This window comes from Enterococcus sp. AZ103 (genome assembly GCF_051714685.1).
In the GTDB taxonomy this organism is placed as follows: Bacteria; Bacillota; Bacilli; order Lactobacillales; family Enterococcaceae; genus Enterococcus_A; species Enterococcus_A alishanensis.
The window spans coordinates 429585-446398 of record NZ_JBIOSI010000002.1 but is presented as its reverse complement, the minus strand read 5'-3'; the positions used below and the strand labels follow the sequence as shown (position 1 = coordinate 446398).

Here is a 16814-nt window from a genome sequence, read left to right as displayed (position 1 = left end):
AATATTAGGAGGATTTTTTCATGAAATTAAAAAAACAAACAATAGTGGCATTGACTTCATTTTTATTCATTTTAACGGGTTGTCAAACCGGAAACACGGAAGATTCTGAAACAAGTAATACTAATGAGAACACGCAAACAAGTGCAACAAGACAAAGACAAACTGGACGAGGAGCAGAATCAGATGGACAAGATACTAACGCTGATGCCGATCCAACTAGAATTCTAACTGAAGATGCTGATGCAATTGTCATCTATTTTTCTAGAGGAGGAAACACAGAAGATTTAGCAAATATGATTCAACAAGAATCGAATGCTGATATTTTAGAATTAACAGTTGCGGATCCATATCCTGCTGATTACGAAGAAACGGTTGAAAGAGCTAACCAGGAACGAGAAACAGAAAATTATCCTGAGCTATCAGTTGAAATTCCAGATTTAAATCAGTATCAAACAATTTATCTCGGATCACCAACATGGGGCATGAGTTTATCTAGTCCAGTTACTACTTTTCTTCAAGAAAATGGCGGAGCTTTGTCTGGCAAAACAATTGCCTTCTTCAACACCAATGCTGGTTATGGCGTGGGATCATCTGAAGACCAACTAGCCGAACTTGTACCTGATGCAAACTTACGCGCTAGTCTTTCCATGGAGGATGTTGAAGTGCCAGATAGTCAATCTGCTGTGGAGGCTTGGGTAAATCAGTAGTTTTAAGACAAGCATTTAACTATTCTGATTTTCTAGAGAACCTTATTGTAAGCCAGCATAAGAGTCATTCTGTCAAAGAAGTTAAAAAAAATCGATATTTGCATTTTAGCTAAAGATATTTAAATAATAAAGAGCCGTTAATTCTAATCGAGAGAAGAATTAACTGAAAAGAATATCAGAAACTCGATTAATCTCTTAATCGTTATTAATAAAGGGACGTTGTTTACGCAACGTCCCTTTTCGGCTGTATTTTAGTAAAAACTCAAGCGGTCGTGGGCAATATATTTGCAATCCTAATCCTTCGAGAAATTTGTAGCTTTTTAAATAATAAAGAGACCTTCGCTATTAAAGAAAGTCTCTTAATCATTCTCAATTCGGGGATATATCTAATCTAAAAGTAAAAAGCGCTCCTGCCAAATGCCTTCATAAAACTGAATCGTCTTTTCAGCAGTCATAAAAGGATTGTCAAAAGTACTCGTCAAGCCTTTTTCCATAAGAACAGTATAACCAAGACCGTGAGCAAATTTAACAGTAGCATCGATGCAATATTCCGTCTGAGCACCGCAGATTTCAAAGGTCTGAATCTTATTTTCAATTAGCACATCTTGTAAGGAAGTCTCAAAAAAGGAGTTTGCATGCCTTTTAGTAACAAAGTTAGTCCCATACTCTGTTTTTAACTCAGGAATAATTTTCCATTCATGCGTGCCTTCAATTAAGTCTTCATCAATGTGCTGAACAAAAATGATTGGTTTATTTTTGGCTGTGTATTTTTCAATCTTGGCATTAACCTGTGAAATTAATCTATCTAAATGGTCAATTTTACCATTGTTAAAACAGACCCCATTTTGTAAATCAATCACTAATAATGCTTGGCTTAAATCAGTCATTTTAAGTCCTCCTTAATTAAAAATAAATTCTTCAACTGTCTGAACGGTCGCAATTTTACTTAAATTGGTGAGGTAGCTTTCACGAACATCTTTGGCTTTTACCAACTTGTCCTCAATGAGTAAATCTTTTGTCGTCGTCGCATCAGACAAAACAATCGGTGAAAAATTTCGTTTGGTACTAGCTTTTGTTGTAGCATTGATGCACATATGGGTCATCATACCACAGATTACTAGTTGTTCAATTTCAAATTCTTTCAGTAAACAACGTAAATTTGTCTGGCGAAAACTATCTGGAAAGTGCTTTATAATTTTTAAAGAGGTGCTATTTATTTTCAATTGAGGATGAAATAGCACGCCATCTGTATTGGCAGCAAAAAAATCAGCTTTTTTTCCTAATTTAATATGTTGAATGTAGATAATTGGCAGGTGCTGGGCGATAAAATAGTCCTCCATTTGATTAATTTTAGTCAAGGCTTTGTCGGGTTGATATAGTGGTAACTTACCTCCGGGGAAATAATCTTTTTGGACATCAATCACTAAAAGTGCTTGTTTCATCAAAAAACTCCTCTCTGAACTATTGTTTAAGTATAGAGATACCGCTATGATTTACATAGAAGCTGATGAAAATGATCGATACAAATTATTTTCACGATGAAAGGAATCAATAATAAATGGATGAAATTGATTTTCAAATACTAAATTTATTGAAAAATAATAGCCGTTTAACGAATAAGGAAATCGGTAGTCAGATTCATATGACTGGCCAGGCTGTGGGCAATCGAATCAACCGCTTATTGGATGATAAAATTATCAAACAATTTACGATCGAGATTGCTTATGAAAATACCCAATATATTCGTCTATTTATGAATAACTCTGAATTCACAGCCCTTGAAGAAGCAGTGAATCGCTTTTCCGAAATCGAAGTGTTCGATAAAGTTTCCGGTCAAGCCTGTTACATAATCGTTGCTCATTTCAGTAGAGAACAATTACAAGTCTTTATTGAAACCATTTCAAAATGGGCGCGCTATAGTGTGGAAACAGTATTGGTGAACCGCAAGAAATAGTTTTAAATATTTTGGTTCGAATGATCAAAGTCTTTAAAGCACTACAAAAGAAGGACCATTTCTAATTTTTCAGAAATGGTCCTAGTTGTTTATTCTGTTAAAAAATGTGTAATTTTTTTGCGGTGGCTGATGCATTTGTTACAATCACTGGATGAGTTCCGTGATCAAAAAGGTGACATTGCGCGTATTTATAGCGTTTGTTTTCATTCATTTTCATAATCCTGCAAGTTATTTACGAAAAATACAAGAAAAATTCGAATTTAGATTGACATTGCAGTGGCAATTTTGTACACTGTAAAGAAATATTTATAAAATATTCTGAAAATTCAGGAAAAGCAGGTGAAGACCATGATGAAGACAAACGCAATCATTATTTTATTATTATAGTCGGGACTTTTTTGAGAAATTAATCAAAAAGTCCCTGTTCACATTGCATTGAAAAGAAGGAAAGACTTCTTTTATGGAATGTTTTTTTTATACCTAATTTATCTTGCACTTATTTTAAAAAATGAAAAGACGAGAGACAGCTCTCTTTTAAATAAAACACACTAAAACAGCGATTCTCTTGGTAGAAAGTAACCAACTAGAATTTGGAAGGAAGAAACGCCTATGAAAACCGTCAATGCGATAGCAACTTTTGTAAACAAGTACCTGATCTACATCATGATTATATTAATGTTTATCTCCTATTTTTTCCCGCAGCCTTTCTTATGGATTCCTGATCGTACGACTAATCTATTGAGTATCATCATGTTTTGTATGGGGATGACCTTGAATCTAGATGCTTTTAAAATGGTGGCGCTACAGCCAAAAGCTTTCTTTTTAGGGATCCTTTTCCAATTCACGATTAGTCCGCTAGTAGCTTATGGATTAGCTAATTTGTTTGGTCTTTCTTCTGGTTTAATTATTGGTTTCGTTTTGTTGGGAGCCGTTTCAGGTGGAACTGCCAGCAACGTGATGACTTTTATTGGTCGCGGTGATGTGGCTTTGACTGTTTCATTGACCACCGTTTCTACTTTACTAGGGACAGTTGTGACACCATTTTTAACTTTGACTTTAGCTGGTAAATACACCAATATCTCATTTATGGCGATGTTGTTGTCAGTTCTACAAATGGTATTAGTACCGATTATTCTTGGGGTTATTGTTCATAAAATTATCGAAAAATATATTGAATATTGGTTGAAAACTTTTGTTTTGATTTCTTCTGTAAGTATTTTACTAATTGTTGCCGGAACGGTTTCTAAAAATGGTGCAGCAATTGTTCAATCAGGTTTGATCGTGATTGTTTTAGTGTTCCTTCACAACTTGATTGGTTATGGTGCTGGCTATGGTTTAAGTCGGATGTTAGGTGTCAGTAAAAAGCAAGCCAAATCAATCATGTTCCAAGTAGGTATGAAAAATACTGGTTTAGCGATTTCTTTAGCGAATGCACATTTTGCTTCAATTGCTGCCGCTGTGACGCCAGCAGCTGTTGGAATGGTTATCCATCAAATTACTGGTCCAATCTTAGCGAATCTTTTTGTTAAAAAAGAAGACGAGAAGAAGGAAGAAGTTTTTGTTGAAAAAAGTGAACAAGTTTCGTAAGGAATAAGAATTTTTAGTATATGAAAAAAACAAAGAGCCATTGAATCGCTTGATTCATGGCTCTTTTTGCATTTACTGAAGTTATTTCTGCTGGCAAGATTGCTAAATTATGAATGTAATATCTGATTAACCTTTTTCAAATTTCACGTGCTTGTTTTCTTAATATTTTCAAAAGTATCCGTTTGCAAAAAAAAGCGTAATCCAGTCGCTACACAAGTTTAAAATAGCCCATCAAAATAATGAAGTAATCAATTTTTAAGGTATAAAAACCAATTCGTTTAGTGTTTAAATTTCTGAGCTAGTCTTTGGAAAAAATTAGGACGAAATGAAGCTGAAATGTCTGTCCAATTTTCAATATTGGGCACTTTATTTTTCTCGAAATAGTCTAAAAAGAATACGATAATTTCATCCTCATTTTCTGGGATATACGAGTAATGGCGCATCTTTCCTTCTGCAGATAAAAAACGAATTTCTATCGTTGCTGCATATTGCATATAAAGGCTAGTATGGATGGGTTCTTTGGGTTCTAAGATGATAAATTCTGTTTCTTTATTTCTTAAGGCGTTTACAATCAGTTCTTTTGTTATTGTGGGAGATAGATAAACTTTATCATTAATGGTTAGCTTAAATTTATTTAACATCTGTAAAACTCCTTGGGTTTTCATCATAAACTAATGCTTAAAAATATTAGCTATCAGCTGGAATATTTCTTTCATATCTTTTCCTAGATAGTCGGCGTGGGATTGATCAATCGTCATTCTAGTTTCTTGATAAGCAATTGTAGTAATACCAGCGCTGGTAGCAGCCGTAATACCGTAAGCTGAATCCTCGATAGCAATAGCATTTTCGGCTAGAACACCTAATTTGTCCAAAGTAATCCGGTATATTTCTGGGTCCGGTTTACTTTTTTCAACGAATTCACCACTAAAAATCACATCAAAATAGCTTTCGATTTTACAATTCTTTAAAACTTCCAAAATATGGTTGTGTTCAGAAGAAGAAGCTACCGCCAATTTAATATTCTGCTCTTTTGCAAACTTTAAAATTTTGACAATATCTTTTCGAAATAGTTTAGCATAATCTACTCCTTCATATTTTTCTTCATTAAAAGATTCAAATTTAGACTTAAGGGTATCAAGAGGAAGGGGTTCTTTCAAGAAACTTGCTAAGGTGAGGTACAGGTCATCAAATGATCGTCCCACCAAAACATTGTATTTTGAAGTATCAGGGTCAATCGGCTCATGGTTTTCAACAGCGATAAATTGTCGTTGAATATCAAAATCTAAAAATTCTGTATCGACAATGACACCATCCATATCGAATATGATTGCTTTATGATTCATATTTAACCTCCAATGGAAATATTGTCTTTAATTAGCCTATAAAAAAATCAGTACAAATCTTTATCTAGCTTTTATATCTTTTTTGAATATCTCGTGAATTAAGGGTAAATCCAACACTCATCACTAAAATAAAAATAAAATCGATTAAGTCATTTCTACTTTGCTGAAGATTGATTTGTAACCAGTTAATCATTGTAAAAAACAAGAAAAAAATAATCCCGAAAATAACAAATTGAAGGAAGAGACTTGCTGAAGTATAAAGTGTCAAATAATAGCCAATGAATAAAGACAATACCATTGGGAGCAAAAAAATATAATGTTGATAAGAAAGAGAATGGTTAAATAAATCAAAAATCAATCTTCCAACAATCAAAAGAAAAAAGATAAATAACGTTCGATAAATTACATTAGCAGGTTTTGATGGATCAAAAATTTTCCAATTAAACAATCCCGATTCCCCCTATATATAGAGTTATCTTAACATATTTTTCCAATGGTTATGGCAAGAAAAACTGAGTATTATCTAATGATTTCGTTTATCTTGTTGCTTTAGATGTAAGTTAAGTGATAGAAGACTGAACCCTTTTTTTTAAAACAAGAAAAGCCAATCTTCTTGCAAATAATAAGTCTCGTGATATACTCAATGGTGCAATTAGGAATTCTCCGAAAAACCCATTTGGGCGTATAAATTGTATACACTAAATTTATTACTCAAAGGAGAGTTCTTATGAAAACAAGAGAATATCAAGTAAATAATTGGAGAAAAAATATAGCATACTTACTATCATCGCAGGCGATTTCTATGATCGGAACGATGTTGGTGCAGTATGCTATTATTTGGCATGTCACCCTTTCTACAAATTCGGGGCTAATGACTGGGCTTGTCACTTCTGTCGGTTTATTACCAATGGTTATTGTGATGCCTTTTGCTGGTGCGCTTGCAGATCGCTACAATCGCAAAAAAATTTCAATTATCTCAGACAGTGTAATCGCATTGGTATCTTTGTTAGCAGCAATAGCCTTGTTACTAGCAAATAATTTAGAAAGCAATATGTTCTTACTAGTAGGACTAACTTTTATTCGTTCAGTTGGTCAGGGATTTCAAACACCTGCTGTGTCGGCCATCTTACCGCAGTTGACGCCTAAAGATTCCTTAGTGCGGATTAACGGAATTGACCAAACTATTCAAGCCGGTATGATGCTAGCTAGTCCGGCATTAGCAGCAACTTTGTTAAATTTTTTACCACTAGCCTTCATTCTACTAATAGATTTTATAACGGCTATAATCGGTGTATCTATTATGTTAACAAAAGTAAATGTACCAAACTTAAAACGTAAAAAAAATTCTCAAATAAATATTATTGATGATATTAAATCAGGATTGACATATTTAAATGCCCACAAAGTTTTAGTTGCATTGATTGTGGCAGGATTTATCGGAAGTGTGTTGGCCACGCCAGCTTCAAATTTAGCCCCCTTGCAAATTACCAGAGAATTTAATGACGGGCTTTGGCAATTATCGGCTAGTGAGATTGGTTTTGCAGGAGGAATGCTGATTGGTGGAGTAATAATGAGTGTGTGGGGAGGACTGATAGATAAAATAAAAACAGTCGCATTAGGCTATGCTCTTTTAGTTATCCCCTTCCTTACACTCGGAATAACTTCTCATTTCTGGATATATTTTCTAATGATGGTTACTATTGGTTTGGTTGTTCCTATTTCGCGAACAGCAATGGTTTCATTTTTTCAAACAGCAACGGATAACAGCCATATGGGAAGAGTAATGAGTATTGTCACTATGACAATTAGTTTTGCATCGCCAGTTACCATACTGATAATCGGACCATTAGCTGACGTTATTTCAATTAATTTAATCATGATTGCTGCCGGAATTTTACTGATCCCTTTGGTCATTTGGCTATTATCTGGAAAATATTTCAAAGTTTGAGCAATCAGAAGTTTTAGCATCTCAGCAGATGAAAAATGGCGCATCTAATCTTAAAAGATAGAAACTTAATATTGTTATTGGTCATTTAATATTTAAAGAGGTGATTATTTTTTTACTAATGATCAACTTTATTCAGCAATTTATTGGTAATCACTGGTTCTTAAATTTCTTCAGTTTCTTTCAAAGTTATCGGAAATTATTAATGTATAAATGATATCATTACTTGTAATATAAAAAGCGTACTATTTAAAAAATATATACAATGATAAAATCTATAGGTGATGATAGTTGTTTGAAAAATATTAGGAGGTAAAAATATGGATATCTCTAAAAAATTAAAAAATTACCGTAAGGCTCAAAATATGACTCAAGAAGAATTATCAAGAAAAATCGGGGTCTCATTAAAACTAATAAAGGAATGGGAGAGCGGGATAAGCGCTCCAGAAGATAGTGAGTTACAGCAAATAAATAACCAAATAATAGTTACTGATTTAAAGTTGCCGTTTTATTTCGGTAAGCCAACAAGTAGAAAACCATTTCTTATTTTATTAATAATACCATTATTGATATTTGCAATTTTCATTCAAGTTAATATTTTTGTAGGAATTTTATCAGGATTTTTATCAATGATCTTCATATATGGATTAGGCTTTTATGATTTTAGGAGATATTATGATTATTTTATCGTACAAAAAGATGGAATAACCGTTTCAAAGGAAAAGGAGCTCCAACTATTCCCACTGATATCAATAATTAAGGGTGGTTTAAAAATACGGAAAGAAGAAAAAATCCAATATAACGATATTAACTACATGAATATTTTTTTTGATAGTGATGGTTTTAAAGGATATGGGACTTCAATATCGTATCGGCCAAGACAAATTTATACAACCCGAGAAGTAATCATGTTACAAGTGTATTTAAAAACGAATAATGAGGTTATTAATCTTAATTTGGATCAGATTTTTTACCCGGACTCCAAAGAAAGAAAACATATATTATATTTATTTAAGTTTTTTAATCAAAAGGGTATACCCATCATTGATGATCATAAAATTTTAAAAGCAATTAACGAAGGTCAGTCATTTATTGATTCCGCATATAAAAAGAATTGATTAAAGTTTTTTGTTCCGATAATTTTGATTTTTAGACCTACCTGCCTGTCAGTTGATAATCTGACAGGCATTTTTAATGCTATTTTTCAGAGCATAGGTAAAAAATACAAATTACTCTGAATAAAATTGATTTAGTTACTACTTTTTCATACATAAAGAATGGTTATCTTCAATTTAACTACTATGTAAAAAGTTCGACAAATATTACCGTAAATAAGTACCGGCTTTTTTGATTTTTTATTAGACACTCTTTATAGAATTCCTTGCTATCTAATAAATGCCATGTCCGAAAACGACCAGATATATGTTATGCTTTTGCTATAATTGAGTAGCAGAGGAGGGAATTTATGGAAATACATGATAGTGGATTATATGCTGCTTTTAAAGCAAAAGATAACCGTTTTGATGGTCGATTTTTTGTGGGTATCTCTTCAACTGGGATATATTGCCGTCCAATTTGTAAAGCGAAACAAGCAAAAGAAGAAAATTGTACTTTTTTTCAATCGGCAGCTGAAGCAGAGCAAGCTGGATTCCGTCCATGTCTGCTTTGTCGTCCCGAACTGGCACCGGGGAAATCCGTTGCTGATGCAAACGTGAATTTAAGTTATCGTGCTGCTAAATTGTTAGAAGAAACCTGTACCTATAAATTAAGTATTCAGGAACTTGCTGAACAGTTAGGCTATACAGATAGACATTTGCGCCGTGTATTTACAGCTGAATATAATGTGTCACCTGTCCAGTATCTTCAAACGTGTCGACTACATCTTGCAAAACAATTACTCACGGATACGAATCTAACTGTTCTTAAAATTGCAATGGCAGCTGGTTTTGGAAGTTTAAGACGTTTCAATGCTGTTTTTAAAGAGCAATATCGTTTAACTCCTACACAACTACGAAAAAAAGTTATCATAAAACCTACTGTTGATGAGATTACATTGTCTTTGAGTTATCGACCTCCTTATCGTTGGAATGAGATCCTCACTTTTTTAAAGAGTCGAGCGATCGAAGGTGTTGAAGAGGTCATTGATGATAAATATATGCGGACTGTCCGATTAAAAAATATTAAGAACGAAAAAATTGAGGGTTGGATTAAGGTATCTCATAATGAGGAAAAAGAATCATTGAATTTAACAGTGAGTCATTCTTTACTGTCTGTACTCCCGCAAGTTTTAGCACGGACAAAAAAGATGTTCGATATTTATTGCAATCCTGAAATTATTTATCAAGCATTAAAACCAATGAACAAAATCATCAAAGATTCTTGCGTACTTGGAACACGATTACCTGGTTGCTTTGACTCCTTTGAAATGTCGGTACGGGCAATTCTAGGGCAACTGATTACTGTGAAAGCTGCAGGTACAATTGCGGCACGCATTGCTAAGACTTACGGACATGAAATACAGACAGGAATTAATGGGCTTACTCATACATTTCCGTCATCAGAGGATATTATAGCGTTAGAAAATATTGAAGAATCTTTCGGCGTTCTTGGTGTTACTTCTGCAAAATCAAGGACAATCTTTCAGTTGGCAGAACTTGTACAAACAGCTGAATTAAATCTAGATTTTTGCGTCAATCCAGAAACGGAAATGAAGAAATTACTTGCTATTACCGGTATCGGAAATTGGACAGCTCAATACATCGCTATGCGTGCGATGGAATGGACAGATTCTTTTCTTGAAACTGATGCTGGTGTAAAGAAAGCTTTAAGTGGCTATTCTGCAAAAGAAATGTTGTCTATTGCGGAAGAATGGCGACCCTGGCGCAGTTATGCTGTGATCAATTTGTGGCAGACATTATAAGGAGGTTTTTATGTACTATTCGACAATTTATCCATCACCTATTGGCAAAATTACTCTTGCTTGTGATGGCAATGGAAAAAATCTCGTTGGTCTATGGATGGACGGACAAAAATACTATGGTGATACAATCCCTGAAGCTATGATACCAAATGAGGATATTTTACTATTTAATAGGACAAAAAACTGGTTAGACCAATACTTTAATGGTGATAAACCTAAAATTTCAAAATTACCGTTAGAACCTATCGGTAGTGAATTTCGACAAGGAGTCTGGCAAATTCTGCGTGAGATTCCTTATGGCGAAGTCATTACATATGGCGATATTGCAACTATAATGGCGGCGAAATGTGGAAGAAAAACAATGTCAGCTCAAGCTGTGGGCGGTGCGGTAGGACACAACCCCATTTCAATAATTATCCCTTGCCATCGTGTAGTTGGTACAAACGGAAGTTTAACGGGTTTTTCTGGTGGGATCAAAACAAAAATAAAGCTGTTGGAACATGAAGGGGTAGACTTATCAAAAATGTTTATTCCCAAAAAAGGTACAGCCCTTTAGTAGTCTCGTATTTATCGGAGGATCACTTATAATTTAATTCCTGATCAACGAAAAATCGTTTTGCAGGGTTGCTATATGAAAAAAATAATTTTAATCGGTTTGTCCGGTTTTATTTATTCAGTTCATGATTATTTTATAACCACATTTGCTTCAAATTGACCATATATGTAAACATATAAAAGGACAAAACTTAAAATGGAGGAGAAAAAATGCACTATTATACTTATTATAATAGCCCGTTAGGAAAGATATTGTTGGTTTCTGATGGAGTCGCGTTAATTACTGTAAAATTAAAATGTCACAGATTTTATGATAAGTTTAGCCAAGAGGCAACTAAAGAAAAAGATGATTTAAAGATTTTCGAAGAAACTAAAACGTGGTTAAATAGATATTTTGCAGGAGAAAACCCTAGTATTAAAGAAATAAAGCTAAAACCAGTTGGAAGTCACTTTCGACAAGTTATTTGGAAAATGCTTTGCGATATATGAGACAGTTACATATGGTGAACTTGCAAGGACAGGCCGCTATTCAGCTTGATAAAGATAGGATGTCTGCGCAAGCCGTTGGTGGTGCGGTGGGGCATAATCCAATTTCAATAATTATCCCGTGTCATCGAGTGATTGGCTGTGACGGAAATTTAACAGGGTATGGCGGAGGGTTAAAAAATAAAATCCATCTCTTGAAATTAGAAGGGGTAGATACATCCGAGTTCAAAATACCAACTAAAGGCACAGCCCTATAAAATAAATATTTAGCGAGGTAAAACTATGGATATGAAGAAACAAAGAAAACAAGCTAGAATATTTTCAGAAATGCATAAAAATGGGGGAATGTTTATTTTGCCTAACGTCTGGAATGTTGGTAGTGCAGTTGTTTTTGAAAAAGAAGGATTTCAGGCTGTTGCAACGTCTAGTGCTGGAGTCGCATACGATTTAGGTTATTCAGATGGGGAAGATATTTCATTTGAAGACCTACTAGAAGTTGTGAATAAAATATCTAATCGCATAGATATACCTCTTTCAGTAGATTTTGAACGGGGATATGGAGAAACAAAAGCAGTGGTAAAAGAAAATGCCAAAAAATTAGTTCAAGCCGGAGCCGTTGGTTTCAATATTGAGGATGGTATGCCTGACGGAAAATTGTCCTCCTTAGAATTACAGCTTGAAAAGATTGAAGGGCTAGTGGAATTAAAACAAGAGCTGGAGATTGATTTTGTTATAAATTGCTCGAACTTGTGCCTACTGGTTACAGGTGGCAGATGAAGAGAAAAGATTAGAGATTGCGATTGAACGAGGAAATGCATTTTCAAAAGCTGGAGCAGACTGTATTTTTATCCCTGGTGCTTTAAGTAAACAGGTGGTGAAAAATATTTTAACAGAAATATCTGCCCCACTTAACATTATTTTGAATAATCAGTTTCATGACCTCAATGAATTAAAAAAAATGGGTGTGCAAAGAATAAGTTTAGGTTCTTCTCCAGTTAGATATATATATAATGAGACTATTGTGCTAGCTGAAAAGATTAAAAAGAATGATTTCGATGAATTGCTTAAAAATCCTTTTTCATACGAAATCGCAAACGAGTATTTTAAATAGATAAATCAATCTTAATTTGTATACTAAGAATTCTATTTGGAATAAATCGTCTTTTATCTAAAAATAGATGCTTTCCAAAATTTATTTAAAAATGAAAGAGACATAAGCAATTTGTGCTTTTCGCTCCTAAAAAATGGTGTCAATTGCAAAAATGACAAATTTTGAGGAGAGTTACTCAAATTGTGTTTTTTCAAGTAAAATCAGCCAAACTTTATGGTAATTTAATATGACTATTATATAAAAATGGTTATGATTGGACGTAAAAAATATTTAGGCGTATCATAAAATTATAAATAAAGAAAGCGGTGTTTATTATGGCAGATTACGAAAAAAAAGAAGAAAATGTGTTGAATAATATTGCTGATACAGTAGTTAGATTAGATGGTGAATTGGATAAACTTAATTCACTTAATGAAGACACTACTAAGAAACATGAATTTAAGAAATGGTATGCAGAAAAAAAAGCAATTCATGAAATTAAACATATTTTACACGAAGTTGGAAAATATGCTAAATATGATGATGATGAAATGAAAAAAATTGATGATTACTTCACTAACTTTGAAGGATAAAATTTCAACACACAAATAAAATCATTGTGTAAGATCAAAAACTGAAAAAGTTTTTGATCTTTTTTGTTTTCGTTTTATATTTTTCTCTTAGATAAATAACGTAGTTCCATGAAAATGATCAAATATATCTAGATCAGGCTATTGAGAATCAAGGCTTATCGATTGCTTTCAAAGATATTTTCACAAGCGATATCGAAGAGATTAAAGCCAAAATTGTTCGATCTTTTGAAAAAGTTTGATGGCAACTGTTTACGACAGTGATTATCGTTTTTTTAACGCTATTCACCCCATAAGTGTTTATTCAATATAACGTTTATCAAAAGTCAAGGATATCCTAAAAGATTAATATCATTGGATCAATATTAATATATGATAGGTTCTTTTCATACTTTTCTCACTTTTAACTTGTAAGTGACAGTGACAGCTGTTAAGGTGGGAAAGTAGTAAAGTTTCATTGTGAATGTAGGTCATCATTAAATAATTATTTTAATGCTTCTTTCTTACACTTTAAGATTCTATTGCAAATAAACACTTAGATGTGTAACTGGAGGTAATTATATATGAATAAAGGTACTGTAAAATGGTTTAACGCTGATAAGGGTTTTGGATTTATTACTGGTGAAGATGGCAATGATTTATTCGCTCATTTCTCAGCAATCCAAGATCAAGGCTTTAAAACTTTAGAAGAAGGTCAATCTGTTTCTTTCGACATTGAAGAAGGACAACGTGGACTTCAAGCAACAAATATCATTAAAGACTAATTTTTCGGTGGAGACCCACAGCGGTCTTCTTTTTTTTTAAATGAAGGAGGAAAATAATCATGGCACAAAGTTTTGGCATTTCGACACCCGTTCCCTCTGCTTTAGGGGAAAAATTTTATATTGGTGAAATTGTTTTGAGTGTGGACGGAAATAAATCTGAGAAGGTTGTTATTGAACGCTTATTGACTAATTCAGCGATTGTTATTTTTGATCGCACTGGTGGTAACGACTATGAACAACTAACTAATAAAACAGTCATCAGTTATTCTAAACTTCAAAAAATTGAAGATTAAGCTGAGCTAACCTCACGGATAGTTAAATCGACAGTTATTATGTAGAAATGCTACTGCTTTTTCTATAATAGCTGTCGATTTTTTTGTCTTCTTTATCATAAAGATTATTAATCATTTTTATAAGGACGATAAGTCTGATGTTTGGCTTCAAACTCACTGAGCTTAATTATTTTATCTATTGAAAATTCGATAATTGAAACCCCCGTCCAAAGTATACTTCCTTTCTTCCTTAGCATGAAAAAACCATTCAACTACTAAAATATCAGGTGAAACTTCCAAGATCCGATCTATTTTCCATGTCGATACATTTTTTTTTAGCATGTCAGTAATCAAAGTTTTATCTCGGGTAAACTAACATAAACCGGTCCGAAGCACTCTCTGTAGATGATTTCTTCATAAAAATAATCTGTCAAACTTGAAAAACCACGAGTAATCCAGCAATTGAAATAATTTTGGACAGTTTGCTGATGAGTCATTTTAAAAATCTCTTTTCGATAGGACTTAGTTTAAATTTTTACTGTGAATCTAATCTCATATAAATCGGAATTTTTATTAAAAATTTCAATTAATTAGGTATAATAAAAATGAGTTTGTAGCTATAAAATGTGTAAATGATTAGGGTCGAGCAAGTAGGAAGGGAAAGAAATTAAAATTGGAGTTAGATTTTTGATAGAGATTAAAAAACCGCATTATTCCTTCTTACAGTGATTAAAAAAGATATTTTTAGTAGCTAATTTACTAGTTAAACAACAAGCAGATAGTTTGGAAAAAAATCAGAGAAGTGCTATGAGTTGATGTGGAAGTGGACCTCAGAATTATAGGTGGCGAAATAAAAGAGAAATCAGATAGGATGATAAGAATGACAGCTAGATGGTTAGATTGGGCGCAAAAATTACAAGCGATTGCACAGGCAGGACTGACTTACTCGAAAGATAAATATGATATTGAACGGTTTCAAGCAATTCGTGAAATCAGCATCGATATGATGACACAACAAACAGATTTAGAGCAATCAAAAATGAAAAATTTATTTGCTAATGAATCTGGTTATGCTACACCAAAAATTGATATTCGAGCTGTTATCTTTCGTGACAATAAATTATTGATGGTTAAAGAAGAAACCGATGAATCTTGGGCATTACCAGGCGGCTGGGAGGACATTGGTTTGTCACCTAGTGAAGTCGCATTGAAGGAAGTAAAAGAAGAATCTGGTTACGAAGTCAGAGCGACTAAATTTTTAGCATTGATGGACAAAAATAAACATGCTCACCCTGAATCAGCTTATTATGTCTATAAAGCCTATATCCAATGTGAAATTATTGGAGGAGAGCCAGTAGCTGGGATGGAAACTTTAGCAGTCGGTTTTTTTGATGAAGCACATTTGCCAACGCTATCGACAGAAAGAAATACTGAAGAACAGATTAAGACTATTTTTGAATACTTAAAATATGAAAGTAAACCAACTAGTTTTGATTGATACTGACACGTAAAAAAGCCGTCGAAGGACGGCTTTTTCTCTTCTAACGGTTCAAAAAAACTGTTTCTGTAGGTTTTTTCTAGTAGGAAGTCTTAAAACCACAACGGTAACATCATTGCGCTCAAGGCTACTCCTTTATACTTATTAGCATCAGAAGCGATTTGATAATATAAAGTCATTAGCGCTTTAGGACAATCATTTTTATGACCTAGGAAATATTTTGGAATATCGTAAGAAAGTCTAGCAGCAATCAATTTTGAATCACCAGATTTTTCTAACTCTTTTGCTGAATCAAGTAGCATTTTTTGTATTTCAGGATATTTTTTCATTTCTTCATCACCATAAGCAACACTTAAATTGTTCATCATCGCAGTCACTTTTTCTTCAGACATACAAATCATCTCCTTGGTAATAGCCTACGCTTGATAATAATAAATACAATAGAACTTGATGAATGTGACAAAAGCGTTAGATTTTTTGTTGCAAAAACAGTTGTTGCTATTACAATAAAATTAATAGGAGGGATTGATATGAAAGCATGTCCAGAATGTTATGGCAGTGATAATCGCGCAACACCGATACTAAATAAAAAAGCTTGTTTGAGTGAACATATGCAATACATCTGCGGTACTTGTGGTAGATGTATATGCATAGCTAAAGATTCAAAAAGAAATTTAGCCCGTTGGAATTTTCCCTTTAAATCATTGGAAATTGCAAAGCTCTATCTTAGAGCGGCAGATTTTTCGGAAAAACATAATTGTGGAATTTACGAAATCATTAGCCAAACAGGTAGAAAATCCTATAAAATTTTCCCAACTAAAAAAGATTTTATGAATTACTTAGAAAAAAATAATAAGCAATCATCTTCTATGGCGACCTTATTTCAAGAAGAGACCTATCTAGTTTTTCCGAATACAGAAGTAAGAAAATTAACTAAAGATGAGATTGTTAAATACTTACAAAGCTAAAAAGGTGCCAAAGAAGCGAAAAATATCCGTTTCTTTAGCACCTTTTTTAATTGGAAAAAAATGTAGATAATGTCATAACAGAAATTCATATTTTTTTTAGCGTCATTTATCTTGAAAAAAGGTTTACCAATATAT

The 16814-nt window shown here is 33.2% G+C and carries 22 protein-coding genes; 16 read left to right on the top strand and 6 right to left on the bottom strand.

Translation table 11 applies throughout. The features are described from left to right. Window positions 1–20: 20 nt before the first annotated feature. Window positions 21–707: a flavodoxin family protein gene (locus ID741_RS16795; protein ID WP_438720867.1), complete on the top strand. Its 687-nt coding sequence runs from the start codon at window positions 21–23 to the stop codon at window positions 705–707. Window positions 708–1093: 386 nt separating this feature from the next. On the opposite strand, the gene ID741_RS16790 is transcribed toward ID741_RS16795, so the two are convergent. Together ID741_RS16790 and ID741_RS16785 are read right to left on the bottom strand one after the other, a co-directional pair. Then, on the bottom strand, window positions 1094–1594 hold the full coding sequence (locus ID741_RS16790) for a cysteine hydrolase family protein (RefSeq protein WP_438720866.1): 501 nt from the start codon (window positions 1592–1594) through the stop codon (window positions 1094–1096). A gap of 12 nt (window positions 1595–1606) precedes the next feature. Continuing rightward, window positions 1607–2149, bottom strand: a complete 543-nt coding sequence (locus ID741_RS16785; RefSeq protein WP_438720865.1) for a cysteine hydrolase family protein — start codon at window positions 2147–2149, stop codon at window positions 1607–1609. A 116-nt stretch (window positions 2150–2265) separates the two neighbouring features. Between ID741_RS16785 and ID741_RS16780 the strand changes: the two genes are divergently transcribed. After that, window positions 2266–2661, top strand: coding sequence for an Lrp/AsnC family transcriptional regulator (locus tag ID741_RS16780; RefSeq protein ID WP_438720864.1), 396 nt, complete (start codon window positions 2266–2268; stop codon window positions 2659–2661). Between the two features lie 609 nt (window positions 2662–3270). Then, complete coding sequence (locus tag ID741_RS16775; RefSeq protein WP_218325577.1) at window positions 3271–4248, top strand: bile acid:sodium symporter family protein; 978 nt, start codon at window positions 3271–3273, stop codon at window positions 4246–4248. 278 nt (window positions 4249–4526) lie between these two features. Here ID741_RS16775 and ID741_RS16770 read toward each other — a convergent pair whose 3' ends face one another. From ID741_RS16770 to ID741_RS16760, 3 genes are all read right to left on the bottom strand, one after another. Continuing rightward, window positions 4527–4889 (bottom strand): hypothetical protein, encoded by a 363-nt coding sequence (locus ID741_RS16770; protein ID WP_438720863.1) that lies wholly within the window; start codon window positions 4887–4889, stop codon window positions 4527–4529. Window positions 4890–4919: 30 nt separating this feature from the next. Beyond that, window positions 4920–5591 carry an HAD family hydrolase gene (locus ID741_RS16765; protein WP_438720862.1) on the bottom strand — a complete coding sequence of 224 codons (672 nt, stop codon included), beginning with the start codon at window positions 5589–5591 and terminating at the stop codon, window positions 4920–4922. 64 nt (window positions 5592–5655) lie between these two features. After that, the gene (locus ID741_RS16760) at window positions 5656–6039 is read right to left on the bottom strand and encodes a hypothetical protein (protein ID WP_438720861.1); all 384 of its coding nucleotides are present in this window, start codon (window positions 6037–6039) and stop codon (window positions 5656–5658) included. 279 nt (window positions 6040–6318) lie between these two features. Between ID741_RS16760 and ID741_RS16755 the strand changes: the two genes are divergently transcribed. The 12 genes from ID741_RS16755 (at window position 6319) to ID741_RS16700 (ending at window position 15711) form a co-directional block, all read left to right on the top strand. Further along, the gene (locus tag ID741_RS16755) at window positions 6319–7539 is read left to right on the top strand and encodes an MFS transporter (RefSeq protein WP_438720860.1); all 1221 of its coding nucleotides are present in this window, start codon (window positions 6319–6321) and stop codon (window positions 7537–7539) included. A gap of 317 nt (window positions 7540–7856) precedes the next feature. Then, window positions 7857–8654, top strand: coding sequence for a helix-turn-helix domain-containing protein (locus ID741_RS16750; RefSeq protein WP_438720859.1), 798 nt, complete (start codon window positions 7857–7859; stop codon window positions 8652–8654). A 347-nt stretch (window positions 8655–9001) separates the two neighbouring features. Beyond that, window positions 9002–10456, top strand: coding sequence for an AlkA N-terminal domain-containing protein (locus tag ID741_RS16745; RefSeq protein ID WP_438720858.1), 1455 nt, complete (start codon window positions 9002–9004; stop codon window positions 10454–10456). 10 nt (window positions 10457–10466) lie between these two features. Continuing rightward, a complete protein-coding gene (locus ID741_RS16740) occupies window positions 10467–11012 on the top strand; it encodes a methylated-DNA--[protein]-cysteine S-methyltransferase (protein WP_438720857.1) in 546 nt (181 codons plus the stop codon). Between the two features lie 209 nt (window positions 11013–11221). Next, a complete protein-coding gene (locus ID741_RS16735) occupies window positions 11222–11500 on the top strand; it encodes a hypothetical protein (RefSeq protein ID WP_438720856.1) in 279 nt (92 codons plus the stop codon). Continuing rightward, on the top strand, window positions 11497–11754 hold the full coding sequence (locus ID741_RS16730) for a methylated-DNA--[protein]-cysteine S-methyltransferase (RefSeq protein WP_438721242.1): 258 nt from the start codon (window positions 11497–11499) through the stop codon (window positions 11752–11754). The genes ID741_RS16735 and ID741_RS16730 overlap by 4 nt, the downstream gene beginning before the upstream one ends. 25 nt (window positions 11755–11779) lie before the next feature. Continuing rightward, window positions 11780–12274 (top strand): isocitrate lyase/PEP mutase family protein, encoded by a 495-nt coding sequence (locus ID741_RS16725; RefSeq protein WP_438720855.1) that lies wholly within the window; start codon window positions 11780–11782, stop codon window positions 12272–12274. Continuing rightward, entirely contained in the window at window positions 12264–12608 is a 345-nt protein-coding gene (locus ID741_RS16720; RefSeq protein WP_438720854.1) for an isocitrate lyase/phosphoenolpyruvate mutase family protein, read from the top strand. Before ID741_RS16725 ends, ID741_RS16720 begins: the two co-directional genes overlap by 11 nt. Window positions 12609–12922: 314 nt before the next feature. Then, the gene (locus tag ID741_RS16715) at window positions 12923–13180 is read left to right on the top strand and encodes a hypothetical protein (RefSeq protein ID WP_218325587.1); all 258 of its coding nucleotides are present in this window, start codon (window positions 12923–12925) and stop codon (window positions 13178–13180) included. A gap of 560 nt (window positions 13181–13740) precedes the next feature. After that, window positions 13741–13941 carry a cold-shock protein gene (locus ID741_RS16710; protein ID WP_438720853.1) on the top strand — a complete coding sequence of 67 codons (201 nt, stop codon included), beginning with the start codon at window positions 13741–13743 and terminating at the stop codon, window positions 13939–13941. Window positions 13942–14000: 59 nt separating this feature from the next. Further along, window positions 14001–14234, top strand: coding sequence for a hypothetical protein (locus tag ID741_RS16705; RefSeq protein ID WP_218325589.1), 234 nt, complete (start codon window positions 14001–14003; stop codon window positions 14232–14234). Window positions 14235–15093: 859 nt separating this feature from the next. Next, window positions 15094–15711 (top strand): NUDIX hydrolase, encoded by a 618-nt coding sequence (locus ID741_RS16700; protein WP_438720852.1) that lies wholly within the window; start codon window positions 15094–15096, stop codon window positions 15709–15711. Between the two features lie 92 nt (window positions 15712–15803). Here ID741_RS16700 and ID741_RS16695 read toward each other — a convergent pair whose 3' ends face one another. Next, window positions 15804–16103 (bottom strand): bacteriocin immunity protein, encoded by a 300-nt coding sequence (locus tag ID741_RS16695; RefSeq protein WP_438720851.1) that lies wholly within the window; start codon window positions 16101–16103, stop codon window positions 15804–15806. Between the two features lie 138 nt (window positions 16104–16241). Between ID741_RS16695 and ID741_RS16690 the strand changes: the two genes are divergently transcribed. Further along, on the top strand, window positions 16242–16679 hold the full coding sequence (locus tag ID741_RS16690; RefSeq protein ID WP_438720850.1) for a hypothetical protein: 438 nt from the start codon (window positions 16242–16244) through the stop codon (window positions 16677–16679). Window positions 16680–16814: the final 135 nt, after the last annotated feature.